The sequence below is a fragment of the Bacillus daqingensis genome (assembly GCF_042654445.1).
Lineage (GTDB): Bacteria > Bacillota > Bacilli > Bacillales > Salisediminibacteriaceae > Alkalicoccus > Alkalicoccus luteus.
The window spans coordinates 294,568-312,190 of record NZ_JBHSGK010000004.1 but is presented as its reverse complement, the minus strand read 5'-3'; the positions used below and the strand labels follow the sequence as shown (position 1 = coordinate 312,190).

Sequence of the window (17,623 nt, the reverse complement as noted above, 5' to 3'; positions counted from 1 at the left end):
GTTAGCTGAGGCCGTTCCCTCCGGAAAGCGAGTGTCCGTAGATGCAGGCAGGTGCAACGTTATTCACTTAAAATGACTTTATCCACACTTTGAAAAGACCCAGACCGAAGTCTGGGTCTCACGCGTATCTTTTTAATACCGCTTCAGCAGGTAGTGCAGCGGCAGAATCGAAACGAGAACAATGAGGAGCGCGCCCGGCGCGGCTTGCGCATAAAGCGCTTCTGATGCCTCGTAGTAAACACGCACAGCAAGCGTATCAAATCCTGGAGGCCGAAGCATCAGCGTTGCCGGAAGCTCTTTGATTGAACTTACGAACACGAGCGCTCCACCCGCAAGAATCCCCGGAAGAATGGAAGGAAGCGTGACCTTCAACATAACCTTCCAAGCAGGATAGCCGAGGCTTCTGGCAGCTTCGTCCATTCTGGGTGATACAAGCGACAAGGAAGCCTCCCCAGCCTGCATCGCCTGCGGCAGAAAGCGGACGACGAAAGCGATCGCGATCATATAGAACGTATTATACAAAGCCGGAAGATGGTTGTTAAACACAAACACCATACCGAGCGCCACAATTACCCCCGGCAAGGCGTAGCCTGTATAGCTGAGTTTGTCAATTCCGGACGAGATGACGGAAGGGTGTCTAGATTTCAAATAGATCAGCGGCAGAGCCAACACCATGCAAAGGAGGGCCGCCAACCCGGAAACCTGCACACTGTTCAACGCATATTCAAAGAAGCTGGCATCAATGACACCTGCCCCCGCACCGACAACTGTCCAGTGCACGAGCACATAAATCGGCATCAGCACAGCAAGTGAAAAAATAAAGATAACGTACAGAAAAGCGAATGGCTTCCACCGGCCGAGCTTCAAAATTTCTGGCGGACGATACGTGTTTGAAGTTTGATAGAACTTGTTTCGTCTCCGTGAAAATGCTTCCAGCCAAAGGATGATCACCGTAAGTACGATCAGTACCAGGCTAAGCACAGCCGCAGATGGAATATCAAAGCCTGCTCTCTGATAATAAATGGCAGCTGTGAATGTAACGTAGCGCATCATGGCAATGGCACCAAAATCGGAAAGTACATACAGTGAAATCAGAATTGCTCCTGCGCCGATAGCCGGACGCAGCAGAGGCAAATTCACCTTCCAGAACACTTGGGAGGTGGTCATCCCCTGTGAACGCGCGACCTCTTCAAAATTCCGGTTCATTTTTCGCAGAGACGCGCTTGCTATAAGAAACACGTACGGGTACGTGAACATCGTCATCACGAAAAACACGCCCCAGAATGAATAAACATTCAGCGAATACGTCCCTAATACAGACAAAAAGCTGTCGTTCCAAAAATCGCGCATCCAGCCGCTTGGACCGAATACAATAATGTATGTTACAGCTCCTACATAAGGTGGGATCACGAGTGGAATCGCGAGCAGCCACTGCCAGACTTTTCGGCCCGGCACGTCTGTACGAATCACGATCCAGGCGAGCGACACACCGATTACGACCGCCATCACGGTAACAGCTACGGTCAGAGAAAGCGTGTTCCAAAGGAGGCCCGGTATACGCCCCCCGATGAGACGGGCCCAGCTGTCTGCCCCTGCGGAAAGAGACCGGACAATCACATATACAAGAGGAACGGACATGAGCAGACCCGTGATAGTTCCGATCAACAGCAGCACAAAACCCGGCGGATTCCCATTCCACATATGGCGCCACTGACGCTGCAGTTTCTGCAAGGCAGTCAGCCTACTGTTTACCCCGCTCTCCTCAGTATGATTCGACATACAAACATTCTCCTGACTTCGTTTACCTGACTTTTTCTCCTTCTCTATTCAATCATAATTACGCGTGTTCTGCCACACAAACCGTCTGCTCACCGACAGAAAAAACCGCGCTCCGGAAGTAAAAACCTCCGAAACGCGGTTCAGTTTGACGCTTGAAATCAGCGAAGCTCGAGATCGAGTCCAGCGTCTTCAATGAGCTGACGGGTATCTTCAAAGTAGTCGCCAAGCTCTCGCAGCGGCATATCCTGAACGTGCAGCTCAGAGAATGGGACCGCTTCTTCAAATGGAGGTTCCAGCTCTGGATTGATTGGTACTTCCAATGATTCACCGACAAACGCCAGCTGATTTTCTTCTTCAAGCACCCAATCCATAAACGCTTCTGCATTTTCCTGATTCGGTCCGCCTGCTACCATTCCAGCTCCGGCAGCGTTCACGATAGCGCCCATCTCGTCGTCACCCTGGTCTGCATAGACAAAGCCAACGTTGTTATCTTGTGGCTCTTCCAGCTGCTGATGGTAGTAGTAGTTGTTGACAAGGCCAAACGCGTGAGTTCCTTCTCCAACCGCGCGGCGGATATCGCCGTGCCCTTCAAAAATACCAGCGGCATTTTCCTGAATAGACTCGATCCATTCCTGTGTGTCCTCATCGCCCCACTCGTAGCGAAGGGCAGAAACGTTCCCGATCATGCCGCCGTTTCCGCCGCGCGTGATCGCATAGCCGCCTTCTACATCAGCATAGGAGTCATCCAGCAGATCCTCCATACGCTGTGGCACATCCTCTTCTTCAATCATATCTTTGTTATAAATAAACCCGCGGGCACGTGTCGAAAGGGCAACCCACTCGTTGTTCTCCGCACGAAACTGTTCATCAATCGTGTCGACATTTTCCGGCTCAGACGGTGCCAGCAGATCCTGCTGGTTTAAGTATTCCATCGCTCCAACATCGTTGGATATAAAGATATCTGCCTGTACATTGCCTGCCTCTTCCTGAAGCTGAAGCGGCTCTACTTCGTGAAGCGCAAGCACTTCAACACCGGTTTCTTCTTCAAATTTATCAAGAAGCGCGTCTACGAAGATTTCATTTCGGGAGGAATATACGACCAGTTCGCCGTCCAGCTCTTCAGCAGCTTCCTCATCACCTGCTTCATTTGCTTCGTCGTCAGCAGTCTCGTTATTCTCAGCTGCATGATTGTTAGCAGCTTCGTCGTTTCCTTCGTTCCCGTTATTACCTTCATTCTCTGCGCCGCACGCTGCAAGCAGTCCAGCAGATAACAGAGAAATTGTTAACACCTTGTAATGAACCTTCATAAACACCTTCCACTCCTTCAATGCTTAATTGAAAATGATTATCATTTATTTCAGTTCTCATTTTACCGACAATGAGAATCATTGTCAATGAGTTTTTGTTTAATTGTTGTACATTGTTAAAAAGATTGTCGCCCTTTAACAAAGCCAATAAAAAAACGCCGCAGCTGCGACGTTTTCTCTTCTTATCTACTCAACCAGCGCAACCAGCTCCGGCTTAATATCAAAAGAAACAAGCGTTCCGACTTCTACATCCTGTTCAACCGGCGCATAGATAATCATCGGTGCCGCTGTCAAATCCTGCTCCCGATGCAGCCGGACGTGCAGCTCCTGATATTCACCGCCGTACGTAACTCTGTCAACGCGACCACAGTAGGCGCCTTGTTCAGACAGCATACATCCCTCTGGACGGATGGAAAGCGTTACTTTTTCCAGCTGCTCCTGCGACTCTTCCGGAAGTGAGACGCGGCCGATATGGGTATGAATGCTTTTCAGATCCTGATCCATTCTGCCGGTCAGCAAATTCGTTTTTCCTACGAACTGGGCGACGAAACAGTTTTTCGGACAGCGGTACATTTCCTTCGGCGCTGCAATCTGCTGAATCACGCCTTCGTTCATGACAACGACACGGTCAGAAACGGCAAATGCGTCCTTCTGATCATGCGTCACTATAATCGCTGTCGTATTCGCTCTGCGCAGAATATTCGTAACATCAAACCGCATCTTTTCCCGAAGTCCGGCATCCAGATTACTGAACGGCTCGTCCATCAGAACAACGTGCGGTTTTGGCGCCAGTGCCCTGGCGAGAGCCACGCGCTGCTGCTGACCGCCTGATAGCTGCGATGGGAATCGATCTGCGTACTCTTCCAGTCCAACAAGATCCAGTACTTCCTTCACACGCTTTTTCTTCTCACGGCTCTTCCACTTATTGAGTCCGAACATGACATTTTTAGCAATCGTCATATGAGGGAAAAGCGCATAATCCTGAAATACCATGCCAATTCCGCGCTTTTCCGGCGGGAGTGAATTAGATTCTGACACAATCGAGGCGCCATCGATTCGAATCGTTCCGGATGTCGGATTCTCGAACCCAGCGATCATACGCAATGTAGTCGTCTTACCACATCCGCTCGGCCCAAGCAGAGATACAATCTCGCCTTCTTTAATTTTCAGGCTGAGACCATCTACTGCCGGACGCCCGGTAGTTGAAAATGATTTCGTGATGTTATCAAGCTGAATAAAGCTCATGCCATTTCCCCCTGTACGCTCTCAGTTGCAGAATTTCCGAAGCACGCCGACGACCTGTCTATCTTGCTTATTTAGAATCATTATAATCTAATTGAGAATGATTTTCATTTCTACTGAAGTATAGCACACCTCAATTTTCCCGGTCAACCTGCAGCGGCAGTTGTCTCAAACTGTTCACAACTTTCTGACGGTGTCTGCTTCATTCTCATTCCCGGTTTATTCTTGTCTGCAAAATGGGAGGCTGCACGTCAGCGCAGCCTCCCGGATCAGTCCCGTTGTATTCTGTATAGGTTTAGAGAAGCTTTTCTCCAAAGAGAGAGCCAATCAACGCGACTGCAGCTTCTGCTGTCTGATTTTTCACATCCAGAATCGGGTTAACTTCAACAAACTCAGCAGATGTAATGATGTTTTTTTCTGCAAGAATTTCCATTGCAAGATGCGTCTCCCGGTATGTAGGTCCACCGATCACCGGCGTGCCGACACCTGGTGCATCGTTTGGATCAAGCGCATCAAGGTCCAGGCTCAGATGCACACCGTCTGTATTCTTCGTAACTATGTCTGTCGCTTCTTCCATGACCTTTGACATGCCGAGACGGTCAATTTCGTGCATCGTATACACATGGATGCCACGTTCCTTGATCAGCACTCTCTCGCCTTCATCGAGAGAACGGGCACCGATAATGACGATATTTTCCGGCTTTACCTTCGGGCTGAATCCCCCGATTGAGGTCAGGTTCTCGTGACCGAGCCCGATGCTCGCGGCAAGCGGCATACCGTGAATGTTGCCGGAGGGCGAGGTTTCGCCGGTGTTCAGATCGCCGTGGGCATCGTACCAGATAACTCCGAGGTTCTCTTTATCCTTCGCTGTGCCGGCAAGTGAGCCGATGGCAATGCTGTGATCGCCTCCTAAAATCAGGGGAAATGCCCCTTCAGAAACGATATCCATCACTTCATCTGCGAGCATTTGATTCGCTTTTACGACAACGTCCAAGTCCTTCAAGTTCTGATCGTTTTTAACGTCAAGACGGGAAGGACGGCCGATTTGAATATCTCCCCGGTCTTCCACTTCATATCCAAGTGATTCAAGGCGTTCCACCACGCCTGCATAACGGATAACACTCGGTCCCATATCCACGCCGCGGCGCATTTGTCCTAAGTCCATCGGTACTCCAACAATTGTAATTTTTTGCTTCAATTCAATTCACTCCATTTGATGATGTATTTTATGCTGCAAGGCAGCGGTTATGTGTCGTGCAGCTCTGGAAGGCGGCAGAGGAGAGGAGCCGCTTCGGGAAGCGGCTCCTCTTATTCGTTTATTTGGAGAGCAGGCCGCGCACGGCAAACGTGATGTTTTGCGGGCGTTCAGCAAGACGGCGCATGAAATATCCGTACCAGTCGTTGCCGAACGGCACGTACACGCGCATTTTGTATCCTTCAGCAGCAATCTGCTCCTGCATCTCAGTCCGGAAGCCGTAGAGCATCTGGAATTCAAATCGATCCCGGCTGATATTGTTCTCTTCCGCAAACTGCTTTACTTCTGCAATGATATTATGGTCATGCGTAGCGACTGCTGCATAGCTTCCATTCAGCATATGGCGCTTAATAATGTTCATGTAATTGGCATATACGTCTTCTGCTTTTTGATACGCCACTTCAGGCGGCTCATTATACGCCCCTTTAATCAGTCGAAGGTTCATCCCCTTCAGATCGTCAATGTCTTTTTCAGAACGGAATAAGTAGGCCTGTATAGCAGTCCCGACATTATCATAGTCGCGGCGGAGCTCCTGAAGCACCTCCAGCGTCGGATCCAGGTGTGAATAGTCTTCCATGTCAATCCGCACAAAATTTTGATGCTGTTTCGCCGTGTCCAAAATGGTCCGCATGTTTGATAAGCAAAGTTCTTTATCAATATCAAGTCCCAGCTGCGTCAGCTTCAAAGAAAGATTACAGTCGACCCCTGCTTCTGCCATTGCGTTTAGTGTCCGCACGCAGTAATCAGCAGCATCCATTGCTTCGTCTTTGTTGTAGACAAATTCGCCAAGATGATCCACTGTGACGGACAATCCTTTTTCATTTAGTTTTCGGGCTGTTTCCATTGCCTCATCAATCGTTTCTCCAGCTATAACGGATTTCGCTCCGAATTTAGGTCCCCATTTTTCTGCCCGGTTTTTCACAAAATCATTCTGGGCCAGAAAAAGAAAAATATTACGTGTAATCATCAGGAAGGTCATCCCCTTTCTTCTCGTTGGTACGGCAGGACATGCGCTGCTGGACAAATGCCAGTACATTTCTTTTCCCGCTGCTTCGGCTTTTCAACCATTGACCGCCGCACTGTTTCAGTAATGCAAAAACAATGCCAATAATAAAACACTTGACCTGTAAGCCTTTTCAACGAAACCACGCTTCATTTATTTTGCGGTGCCATTATAATTTGCACCTCTACGAAAATTATTTTTGCATTCAAGCGCTGTTGCCTTATAAGATGAGGAGGAAGCGTTCACTAATGGAGGAATGACGATGCTGCCTGAAATGCCGGCTGTTTACAAACAACTGATCGACAAGCTTGATGCAGGAATACACATTGTAGACCGTAATGGCCAATCGCTGATCTACAATGAAAAAATGTCCCAAATTGAAGGAATGGACAAAGACGAAGTGCTCCGCAAAAATATAATGGATATCTTTCTCTTTGCATCCGAGGAAGACAGCCGACTGCTCCAAGCTTTAAAGCACGGCCGCTCTTTCCGCAGCGAGAGACAAACCTACTTCACTTTTAAAGGAAAGGAAATTACGACGGTTAACGATATTTTTCCAATTGAGGTTGACGGTGTGCGGGCTGGTGCAGTTGAAATTGCAGAGGATATCACAAAGCTGGAGAGAATGACCCGCCGGAAACGGCAGGATAATCTGCGTTTTACATTTGAGCGGATTGTTGGAGAAAGTATTCAATTAAAGGAAACGGTACAGCGGGCCAGACAGGCGTCGCGCACTGCTTCGGCAGTGCTGCTGTATGGAGAAACAGGCACCGGGAAAGAGCTTTTCGCCCAAAGCATCCACTCGGAAAGTCCTCGGGCAGCCGGTCCATTTATCGCTCAAAACTGCGCTGCCCTGCCGGAATCACTGATAGAAGGCATTTTGTTCGGATCGGTGAAAGGCGCGTTTACAGGTGCATCCGGACAAACAGGCTTGTTCGAGCAGGCAGCAGGCGGTACACTGCTCCTGGATGAGGTCAATTCCTTATCGACACCGATGCAGGCAAAGCTTCTGCGTGTCATTCAGGAAAAAACCGTGCGCAGGCTTGGCGGTACGAAAGATGTCCCAGTCGACGTGCGGATTATTGCTGTTTTAAATGAAGACCCCCTTACTGCCATGCAGCAGGGCCGGCTCAGGCCTGATTTGTATTACCGGCTGAGCGTTGTTTCCTTAGCGGTTCCGCCGCTCCGGGAACGGCCACGGGACATTCCGCTTTTAAGCAATTTCTTTATATCGCTGTTTAACGAGCGGTTTCAGCTGAACGTCGCCGGCCTTTCAAAGGAAACAGAAGCTCTTTTCAACGACTATGAGTGGCCGGGCAATGTACGTGAGCTCGAGCATGTCATCGAAGGTGCCATGAATATTATTCATCATGCAGGCAGCATCGAGCCACATCACCTGCCTGGCCACATGAGGCTGCGAATGCTGAAGGAAGATATCCGCGCTTCAGAGCCGGCTGCTTTCGAACAAAAGCCGCTGAAGGAGCACCTTGAAGACAGCGAGCGCACCTATTTAAAAGAAACACTCCGCCGCACGAATGGAAATGTCACCCGCGCTGCAAATATACTTGGCATGAGTAGACAAAGTCTGCAATACCGGCTGAAAAAGCTGCAGATTTATCGTTCTGATACAGCGGACAGCTGATGGTCCGCAAGCTTTCGGTACAGAGAGTGGCTGTCGTACAGCGTCCGGTGGCTCCCTCTCCCTGTTACCCGCCCGTTTTCCATCACAATGATTTGATCCGCTCCTGCGATTGTTGAGAAACGATGTGCAATGATGATCGTCGTTCTGCCATTCATCAGAATATCAAGCGCTTCCTGCACTTGCTTTTCCGACTGGCTGTCCAGGCTCGCAGTGGCTTCGTCCAGCAGCAGTACTTCCGGATCGCGCAGCAGGGCTCGGGCAATCGCAATTCGCTGCTTTTGTCCCCCTGACAAACGGATTCCCCTCTCTCCTACTTCTGTATCGAGCTTATTGGGAAGCTCCTGTACGAAAGACGAGGCATTCGCTGCTTCAAGCACATCCCAAAAACGATACTCCGGCGGTTCTTCTGATAGACCATACATCAGGTTTTGACGCACAGTTCCAGCCAGCAGCGGACTTTCCTGCGATACGTAACCGATCTTGCGTCTCCATAACCGGAGCGGGTACGAAGCAACCGGGTCGGTTCCGTAGCGAATCGAACCCGCGCCGGGCTCGTAAAACCGTTCAATTAAGGAAAACAGCGTCGTCTTTCCAGCCCCGCTCGGTCCTACCACTGCTGTCACACTGCCTGCCGGAACCTCAAAAGAAACATCGGTTAATACCTGATCCTGTTCGTAGGAAAAGGATACTTGCTCCATCGTCAGCGGCTGCAGGACAGTCGGAGGCTGGCGCTCAGCTGACTCCGGCTCTTCAGTCTCATCCAAAAGACCGCGGATCCGCTCTGTCGCTCCAGCTGCTTTTTGCAGCTCGGCAAAAAATGATGAGAACTGGCTGACAGGCACAATGATCATAAATAAGTATAAAATAAACGCGACCAATTCACCGGCCGTAAGCGCTCCAGCTGCCACTCTCACTCCTCCGAAGCCGATGATAAACACTAGCATCAACATCATAGCGAGCGTCATGAGCGGATGCAGAACTGCCAGCACTTTTGCTTCCTTTAACCCGTAGCGAAACAGCTCTTTCGTGCGCGATTCCCCACGCTGTCTTTCGTGTTTTTCAGCTGTATACATCTTTACAAGCCTTATTTCAGAAAGGACGGTGCTGAGCACAGCCGTATAAGAGGCCATCTCCTGCTGAAGTGATTTGGAAATCCGGTACATTTTCCTGCCGAGCGGAATAATAATAAACAGCATCACCGGCACAGCTGTCAGCATAACCAGCGTCATCTGCCAGTCCAGCCAAAGCAGAATCATGACGGCTCCTGTCATGGAGAGCACCCCTGTGACCGCTGATACAAGGTGTCTCGTAATCAGACCTTTCACAATCCCGGTATCATTAATCAAACGGCTGACCGTCTCCCCGCTCTGTACGTGATCAAAATAAGATACGGGCAGGCGGAGAATATGCCGCCAGATACGGCTTCGCAGCTCCCGCACAATGTGTTCACCTGTATAGGTGAGCAGGTACATCGATACTCCGGTCCCCACAGCCTGAAGCAGAAATAAACTCAAAAACAGCACGATTGTCCCCGTTTCCAGTCCGCCTGCGGTCACTGAATCGACAATTTGCTGCGTAAACAGTGGGATGAGAAGACCGACCGCGGTTTCAAATAAGCTCAGGATCAGCGCAGCAGCCAAAATCCATACCGGCGGCTTTGTCATTCGTATTAAGTCATAAAATTCGCGCCACGTAAATCGCTTTTGCTCCGGCATTTGTGCCACTCCCTGTCTGCTTCCATTCTGCCTCTATTATAACGTTCCCGTTCTGATCTGTCCGAATTCACATCCAGCTGATCCGGCCCTGCAATCGCCGGAACAGCCGATGCATATCGCAGTAATAGATTCAATGCCGTTTGGAACGTTGCTCGGGTGAAGCCTCATAGCCGTTCGAACTTGAACGGCATGACAAGCGCGAGCGGAGCCGGACTAGTTCTTGAAGGCTTCTCGTGAGAAGCCTGTGTCCGAGTGAAGCCGCGCCCTCCTCTCGTGCCATTCTCCCTGCAGAAAGGGGTCACACTGAAAAGGAGCTGAAGGCCGGCCCATAGCTGGCTGGATAAGGGAAGAAAGAATGCATAGAAATGACTAAACGGTTAAATCCGAATGACGTTGTCAACCACCTGAAAAAGCCACCCGATTTGGGCGGCTTACCAGCTAAGCGTTGTCGTTATTCTCGTTCTCGTCTTCCTCTTCGTTTTCATTCTCATTTTCTTCATTGCCGGTGGTCGTTTCTTCATCATCTTCTTCATTGCTGTTGGTGTTGATGTTCTCACTACCATTTTCTTCAGTGTTTGCCGGATCGTCAGACTCTTCTTCATTTCCTGTTTCATCGTTTTCGGAAAGTTCATTGTCCGAATCATTCGCCTGCTGTTCTTCGCTGCTTGCCTCCGGCAGCTGCAGCGGAATCACTGTCACTTCTTCTTCTTCATTATTCACCAACTGCATCGTGTCGAGTGTAAAATATTTCGCAGTCAATTCAACAGCCTGCTGAAACAGCTCGAATTCTTCTTCCGATGCGCCGTCGTCACTAAAAAATACAAACGCCGTTTCATCTTCATAACGAATGTCGCTGATCTCCACTTCCTCTGGCACAACCGATGAAAAGCTCTCATCTTCTGAGTTCGCCATCTCCTCGACTGTTTCATCAAACGTCAACGGTTCTCCTGCTCCATTGGTCATCGGAGCTCCTGCCTGCCGGGCACTGACGAGATTGCCGTCAACCTGGTAAAATCCACGATTCATAAGGGAGAGACCTACATTTGTCTCACCAACTGGACCAAATTCCAGCGGGTCTTCTCCTTCGAAGAAGTATACCTGGTTAATTTGATGAATAGACAGGACTTCCTGCAGCACTTCAAGCGCGTAGTCTGTCTGGGCGCTTGACAGGCTGGAGAAATCGGTTCCCTCCTCAAAATAAAGGCTGACCGCCCCCTCTTCCGGCTGATGAAGTTCAATGGACTCCAGCATGCTGAAAACACCATCTTCTTCTGTCGGATCGCTGGCTGCCAACGCTTCTGTCACAGCCTCTGCTTTTGTGAGACCTGAACCGCTCTCAGGGGTAAGCGTGACCAGTGAGCCATCCTCTTCTTCCAACGCTGCTGTTACATAGGTTGTGCTTTCTTCTTCATACGTGTAATCGATCTGTGCTTCCTGCATGCCGTTCCCGTTATTTTCCTCATTATTTAAAATATTGCCGCTTAGATCTGCCTCTCCCGGAGACGTGTTCACCGGTTCATTGTCCGCAGCTTCCTCTTCCTCGTTCACCTGTATGTCAGCGCTCTCTTCCTCTGCTCCATCGTTCGGGGAGCTTGTATTGGAAGAGTCGTTGCCTGCATCATTGGTGCTCTCGTCATCTGCAGCCTGTTCTTCTGAGTTGGTTTGCAGATCCGATTCACTCATGGTCGACATGTTGTTCTGTTCAGCGGAGTTCATATCGTCTCCGCTCATGAACATGCCGCTGTTCATGAATGAAGGGATCATGAGAACTACGAGAAGAACGGCGGCTGCCGAAGCCATGGCCGGAAAAAACCACTGCCGCTTCCGCTGCTCCATCCTGGACGGCATTCTTCCGCCGCGCTGCTTTTCTACCGCCTGGAACAGCTCGTCCTTGGAGCGCCGGTCTTCAATCTTCGGAAGCTTTGTCAGTGTTTTTTCAATATCATCCTCTGACCATTTCCTTCTGCTCACTGCATTTCCTCCTTTCCATCCTGTACATCTTCATGTGCCTTCAAATGCTTCTGCAGTGCTTTGATCGCTCGATGCTGCGTCGTTTTCACCTTGCTTTCCGACCATCCAAGAATTTCTGCACTCTCGGCGATCGACAGGGATTGCACGTAGCGGAGAACGATCACCTGCTGTTGATCCTTTGTACATTTTTCAAGCATCTGATACACCTGCTGAATCTCTTCCTGCTGCTCAACAATTTGATCAGGGAGCGGCTGCTTGTCCTCGATTTCAAACTCCCGTTCGCTCCATTCGTATTCCTTGCCTTCGAATTTGCGCTTTTTTCGGGATTGTCTGCGTATCCAGTCAATCGCAACATGCTTTGCGATGGAGTAGAGCCATGTTTTCTCACTGCTTTTGCCCTCAAACGTTTCAAAGGAATGCAGTACTTTAATATAAACTTCCTGAACCAGTTCTTCGGCCGTTTCCCGGCTTCGGACCAAGTAAAATAAATACTGGAATAATTGCTGGTGGTAGGTCGTGTAAAGCCGTTCAAACTCCTCCCTCACAATATTCCCTCCCTGTGTCATCTAGTTAGTCGCTTACGCGCTGATAGTGTTACAACCTGTTTACGAATTTATGTATGCGTTTACGGGATCTTTCTCATTATGAAGAAACCCGATTCACGACAGTCGACATTCCGGCCTGTCATTTGTATGTGAAACAATCTCCATACGTTTCACATGCTTATTGTATCAGATACCAGCTCGGTGCCGGGAATAATTCCGGATTATAAGAAATCAGACATAGAAAAACCATTCATCCTTTACGGACGAATGGTTTTTCTATGTCTTTCGCCGGCACTTCTTTTTTCGGTACCAGCTCGTAAATTTTGTCGGTCTCAAATAAAGAAATCACTTCCTGAAGCCACTCATAGTATGCTTCAGCTGATTCGAGCTTGTCAATATCGGTTTGTGCACGTTCGGCAAGAGTTTCGCCTGCTTTTTGTTGGACGTCTTCGAGCTCTGCTTTCGCGGTTCGCAGCGCCTTTAAATTCAGCTCAGACGCCTCGCTCCACCGTTTAATAAAAACAGTCGAGAACGATTTATACCAATCTGGATCGGTTTGATATAAATCCTTTCGCACCCCTTTACGCCATGTTTTTTCAATCATATTTGCATCTGCCAGCGTCCGGACGCCCGTACTCATGCTCGTTTTGCTCATACCGGTCTTACGGCTCAGTTCATCAAGCGTAACCGGATCTTCTGAAAAAAAGATAGTCCCGTACAGTCTGCCGATTGAAGCAGGGAGATCATACAAGCTGATATTGTTCGCTATTTCGTTCGTAAACCTGGCTCTGGCTTGCTCCAGTTTCTCTTCAACGTCCATCACAGCAGCCTCCTTTTTTTACACCTTTCTCATAGTAGCATGATGAAAAGAACTGATAAAACGAAAGGATGCGTCCTTATATTGAGTAAATTGTAGTATTATAAAGATATTAGCGCGTCAGTTTTGTACAGTTTTTTCTGTACAAACTTTATCCCTGATTATGTCTCTGCACAACAGTTGAAGGATGAGAAAAAGATGCGTATAGTGAACAAGGTGTGATTTCAACTGCTTTGTACCTAGTTCCATGTTATTCCATGCGTCAAAGGTAGCAAAGAGTGTGAGAAACCATGAAAATGAAAAGAGGTGGCAGACGTGGCTAAAATCGAAGTGCGCAATCTATCCAAGATTTTTGGAAAACGAACGAAACCAGCACTTGAAATGTTGAAAGAAAAGAAGTCGAAGGACGAAATACTTAAAGAAACTGGTCTTACAGTCGGTGTTAACCGTGCGACGTTTGACGTGAACGAGGCAGAAGTCTTCGTTATTATGGGACTTTCCGGAAGCGGGAAGTCAACACTTGTCCGTCTGCTGAACCGTCTGATTGACCCGACGGAAGGTCAGATTCAGATCGACGGCGACGACCTGGCGAAAATGGACGATTCGGCGCTTAGAGAAGTTCGCCGTAAAAAAATGAGTATGGTATTTCAAAAATTCGGGCTGTTTCCATTCCGAACGATCGTGTCGAATGTTGAATACGGTCTTGAAGTACAAGGAATGCCGAAGGAAGAGCGACGTCAAAAAGCAATGGATTCTTTAAAGCTTGTAGGGCTGCAAGGATACGAGGATCAATATCCGGACCAGCTTTCCGGCGGAATGCAGCAGCGGGTCGGACTCGCAAGAGCGCTTGCTAATGACCCAGACATCCTGTTAATGGATGAGGCTTTCTCTGCACTGGACCCGCTGATCCGAAAGGACATGCAGGATGAATTACTCGATCTGCAGGCCTCGATGCAAAAAACAATCATCTTTATTACACACGATTTGGATGAGGCGCTGCGTATCGGTGACCGCATAATGATCATGAAGGACGGGGCGATCGTACAAATCGGTACACCGGAAGACATTCTGATGCATCCGGCAGACGACTATGTTGCCCGCTTCGTTGAAGACGTGGATCGTTCCAAGGTATATACAGCTGAGCATATTATGACTCGCCCAGAGACAGTGAACGCTGAGAAGGATGGTCCGCGGGTAACACTGCAGCGGATGCGTGATGCAGACATTTCTTCCGTCTACGTCGTCAACCGTTCTCGTGAGCTGCAGGGTATCGTGCATGCCTCTGATATCGCTGAAGCTGTGAAACGGGAAGAGCGTGACATCGCTCCATATATTCAAAAAGAAGTACCAACGTGTAACCTGGAAACGCCGATGCACGACTTGTTTGAAATGACATCAAATTCCACTGTGCCGATCGCTGTTACAAACGACAGCGGGAAATTAGAAGGCATTGTTATTCGAAGCAAGATTCTTTCGGCATTATCTGGAAAAGAGGTGAACAGCGTTGAGTGAAGCAATTTATGACTGGTTTGACGCTATTTTGGAATTCCTGCCCCGCCTTCCAGTCGGAACATGGGCAGAAGATTTTGTAGACTGGCTTCGAAATGCTGAAGGCTTTGAGTTTATTTTCGAAGGGATCCGTAATTCAGTCGGCTGGATTACCGGTGTCCTGAACAGCTTTTTCGGATTGATACCGCCGATCGTGCTGATCTTAGTTCTTACCGTCATCGGGTATCTGCTCGTCAGAAAAACCGGGAAGTTCGGTCTCCCGATTCTTATTTTCTTCGGTCTCCTCTTCATTGAGAGCATCGATTACTGGGATGACTTGATCCTGACATTGTCGCTTGTTATCACTGCGACCTTGATTTCCGTTATAATAGGGGTACCTGTTGGAATTTGGATGGCTAAAAATGATCTGGTCCGCAACATCGTGACACCGATTCTCGACTTCATGCAGACGATGCCGGCATTCGTGTATCTGATTCCGGCCGTCGCCTTTTTCAGTATCGGAATCGTCCCAGGTGTTATTGCTTCCGTTATATTTGCAATGCCGCCCACCGTCAGGCTGACGAATCTCGGTATCCGTCAGGTGCCGAAAGAAACCATTGAAGCCTCCGATGCATTCGGTTCGACTTCGAATCAGAAGCTGTTTAAAGTACAGCTGCCGATGGCGAAGGTTACGATTATGGCCGGTGTAAACCAGACGATCATGCTGGCTCTTTCCATGGTTGTTATTGCTGCCATGATTGGAACAGATGGCATCGGCCGTCAGGTCTATTATGCCGTTGGACGAAACGACATGGCGATGGGCTTTGAAGCTGGAATCAGCCTTGTTATCCTTGCCATCATTCTCGACCGCCTTACTCAGGCACTGAATCCTGAGAAGCGACAAGCTTAGGTTTTAACCTTTTTCTCAAAAAGGTCGCATAGATAGAAAAACAATAGATAAAAGGAGAGGGTTTTACAATGAGAAAGATGCACAAGTTCGGTCTTGCCGCTGGTCTGTCCGTCGCACTGCTTGCAGCATGCGGAGACAATGCAGAAGAAAACAACAACGCTGCTGGAAACGACAACGCAGATAACGCTGCTGAAGAGAATAACGGTGCGGACAACAATGCAGCAGAAAACAACGCAGCAGATGATGATGCAGACAACGACGGCGAAGCTTCCGGTTCTGACTACGGGGAAGAGCTCGAGTATACGATCACTGGTATCGATGCTGGCGCAGGGATTATGTCTGCTGCAGAAGATGCACTTGAAACATATGAGCTGAGTGACTGGGATGTTTCTGCAAGCTCTGACGCTGCCATGACACAGGCGCTCGGCGACGCGTTTGAGAACGAAGAGCCAATCATTGTTACTGGCTGGACACCACACTGGAAATTTTCAGAGTATGATCTGAAATTCCTTGATGATCCGGAAGGCGTTTTCGGTGAAGCAGAAGACATTCACACGTTCGTTCGTGAAGACCTGGAATCTGATATGCCTGAAGCGTATCAGGTACTGGACAACTTCCAGTGGTCAGAAGATGACATGGGTGAAATCATGGTTTCTATCCAGGAAGGCATGGACGAAGAGGAAGCTGCACGTGAGTGGATCGATGCAAACGAAGATATGGTTGCAGAATGGACAGATGGGGTTGAAGAAGTAGACGGAGAGCAGATTGATCTCGTATTTGTAGCATGGGATTCTGAAATCGCCTCGACGAACATGATCGCACTCGTTCTGGAAGATCTCGGCTATGAAGTTTCCATGGATCCGCTTGAAGCTAACTTCATGTTCCAGGCAGTTGCAGACGGTCAGGCTGACGCAATGGTAGCTGCATGGCTGCCGCTTACGCACGACCACCTCGTCGAAGAGTATGGGGACAGCATGGAAGATCTCGGCGCTAACCTCGAGGGTGCTCGTACAGGACTCGTTGTTCCAGAATACATGGACATCGACTCCATCGAAGATCTTCAGTAAAAGAAAACATCTTTTGATAACAGGAAACCCCGGCCATAAAATGGCCGGGGTTTTATTTTGATTTTTCTGTGTGAAACCTGTTTCCTTTTACGTGTTCGTCAGCCTTATTTACGAGAATAAATCCTTTCCTTTCTCTTCGGCTGCCTTGGCTGCTTTCGTTTCTTTCACCGTATCAAATACCCAGCGCAGCACACAGGCGTGAAGGATGACGCCGCTGAACGTCAGCAGCGCAATCACAATGTTCCCCGTAATCGAGTCCGGATCAATATAGGCGTATCCGAAAAAAATAAGAGAAGCAGCAGCGCCGACCCAGGCCTCTGCATAATGCGCGAGTTTCTCCTGCTCGGCCCAATAGAGCGGAATCGTGCATAAAAACACAAACAGAACGACGCCCGGAAGCACGTGCATCAGCTTTTGTTTGGAGAGCACTTTAATTGCCGGTTTGGCGTAGTATTTTGTCATTGCTTTCAGCCGCAGAAAATGCAGAATACGTGCCAGACGGGCAGCCTGAAAAATAGCGTCCAGCGGAATAATCGCAATAACGATAAACGGATTATCTTTAAAAAAGGAAAGCTTTCGATCTGCCCGGTAAAATCGGACGCAGAAATCAACGAAGAATACTCCCCACGTGCCCCAGACAATCGGATCTTCGTACCTTGTTTCAAACCAGATCGTGGATACAGCTGCAAATGCGAGCAGAACCATCAGACCCTCGTATATCATTTCCGGTGAGGTTCGCTTTCTGCTCAACGTGAACTGCCTCCTCCTTGAATAAAACCAGCTGTACCTCTATTATAGCGGATGAGGGAGCCTTTGTAACATTTCTCCAAGAAGAACGACAAATCCTGTAAGTACTCACGAAAACAATATGGAAAAGGTGGT

Annotated in this window: 14 protein-coding genes; 4 read left to right on the top strand and 10 right to left on the bottom strand. The window is 48.9% G+C overall.

The window, feature by feature from the left end; genetic code table 11:
• Window positions 1-132 precede the first annotated feature (132 nt).
• From ACFO4L_RS06350 to ACFO4L_RS06330, 5 genes are all read right to left on the bottom strand, one after another.
• Window positions 133-1,779, bottom strand: coding sequence for an ABC transporter permease (locus tag ACFO4L_RS06350; protein ID WP_377908854.1), 1,647 nt, complete (start codon window positions 1,777-1,779; stop codon window positions 133-135).
• Window positions 1,780-1,937: 158 nt separating this feature from the next.
• A complete protein-coding gene (locus tag ACFO4L_RS06345) occupies window positions 1,938-3,086 on the bottom strand; it encodes an extracellular solute-binding protein (RefSeq protein ID WP_377908853.1) in 1,149 nt (382 codons plus the stop codon).
• A 186-nt stretch (window positions 3,087-3,272) separates the two neighbouring features.
• Window positions 3,273-4,331, bottom strand: a complete 1,059-nt coding sequence (locus ACFO4L_RS06340; protein ID WP_377908852.1) for an ABC transporter ATP-binding protein — start codon at window positions 4,329-4,331, stop codon at window positions 3,273-3,275.
• Window positions 4,332-4,623: 292 nt separating this feature from the next.
• Window positions 4,624-5,493, bottom strand: coding sequence for an arginase (gene rocF, locus ACFO4L_RS06335; RefSeq protein ID WP_377908864.1), 870 nt, complete (start codon window positions 5,491-5,493; stop codon window positions 4,624-4,626).
• Between the two features lie 151 nt (window positions 5,494-5,644).
• Window positions 5,645-6,550: a proline dehydrogenase family protein gene (locus tag ACFO4L_RS06330; protein ID WP_377908851.1), complete on the bottom strand. Its 906-nt coding sequence runs from the start codon at window positions 6,548-6,550 to the stop codon at window positions 5,645-5,647.
• A gap of 298 nt (window positions 6,551-6,848) precedes the next feature.
• Between ACFO4L_RS06330 and ACFO4L_RS06325 the strand changes: the two genes are divergently transcribed.
• A complete protein-coding gene (locus ACFO4L_RS06325; RefSeq protein WP_377908850.1) occupies window positions 6,849-8,228 on the top strand; it encodes a sigma-54 interaction domain-containing protein in 1,380 nt (459 codons plus the stop codon).
• Here ACFO4L_RS06325 and ACFO4L_RS06320 read toward each other — a convergent pair.
• The 4 genes from ACFO4L_RS06320 to ACFO4L_RS06305 form a co-directional block, all read right to left on the bottom strand.
• Window positions 8,201-9,943 (bottom strand): ABC transporter ATP-binding protein, encoded by a 1,743-nt coding sequence (locus ACFO4L_RS06320; protein WP_377908849.1) that lies wholly within the window; start codon window positions 9,941-9,943, stop codon window positions 8,201-8,203. The genes ACFO4L_RS06325 and ACFO4L_RS06320 overlap by 28 nt on opposite strands.
• A 438-nt stretch (window positions 9,944-10,381) precedes the next feature.
• A complete protein-coding gene (locus ACFO4L_RS06315) occupies window positions 10,382-11,914 on the bottom strand; it encodes a hypothetical protein (RefSeq protein ID WP_377908848.1) in 1,533 nt (510 codons plus the stop codon).
• Entirely contained in the window at window positions 11,911-12,459 is a 549-nt protein-coding gene (gene sigX / locus ACFO4L_RS06310) for an RNA polymerase sigma factor SigX (RefSeq protein ID WP_377908847.1), read from the bottom strand. Before sigX ends, ACFO4L_RS06315 begins: the two co-directional genes overlap by 4 nt.
• Before the next feature lie 250 nt (window positions 12,460-12,709).
• Window positions 12,710-13,279: a GbsR/MarR family transcriptional regulator gene (locus ACFO4L_RS06305; RefSeq protein ID WP_377908846.1), complete on the bottom strand. Its 570-nt coding sequence runs from the start codon at window positions 13,277-13,279 to the stop codon at window positions 12,710-12,712.
• A gap of 312 nt (window positions 13,280-13,591) precedes the next feature.
• Here ACFO4L_RS06305 and ACFO4L_RS06300 point away from each other — a divergent pair, with 312 nt between their 5' ends.
• From ACFO4L_RS06300 to ACFO4L_RS06290, 3 genes are all read left to right on the top strand, one after another.
• The gene (locus ACFO4L_RS06300; protein ID WP_377908845.1) at window positions 13,592-14,788 is read left to right on the top strand and encodes a quaternary amine ABC transporter ATP-binding protein; all 1,197 of its coding nucleotides are present in this window, start codon (window positions 13,592-13,594) and stop codon (window positions 14,786-14,788) included.
• Window positions 14,789-14,816: 28 nt separating this feature from the next.
• Entirely contained in the window at window positions 14,817-15,674 is an 858-nt protein-coding gene (locus tag ACFO4L_RS06295; RefSeq protein ID WP_377908863.1) for an ABC transporter permease, read from the top strand.
• Window positions 15,675-15,742: 68 nt separating this feature from the next.
• Entirely contained in the window at window positions 15,743-16,741 is a 999-nt protein-coding gene (locus ACFO4L_RS06290) for a glycine betaine ABC transporter substrate-binding protein (protein WP_377908844.1), read from the top strand.
• A gap of 108 nt (window positions 16,742-16,849) precedes the next feature.
• Here the strand turns inward: ACFO4L_RS06290 and ACFO4L_RS06285 are convergent, their stop codons facing one another.
• Window positions 16,850-17,491: a hypothetical protein gene (locus ACFO4L_RS06285; protein WP_377908843.1), complete on the bottom strand. Its 642-nt coding sequence runs from the start codon at window positions 17,489-17,491 to the stop codon at window positions 16,850-16,852.
• Window positions 17,492-17,623 lie beyond the last annotated feature (132 nt).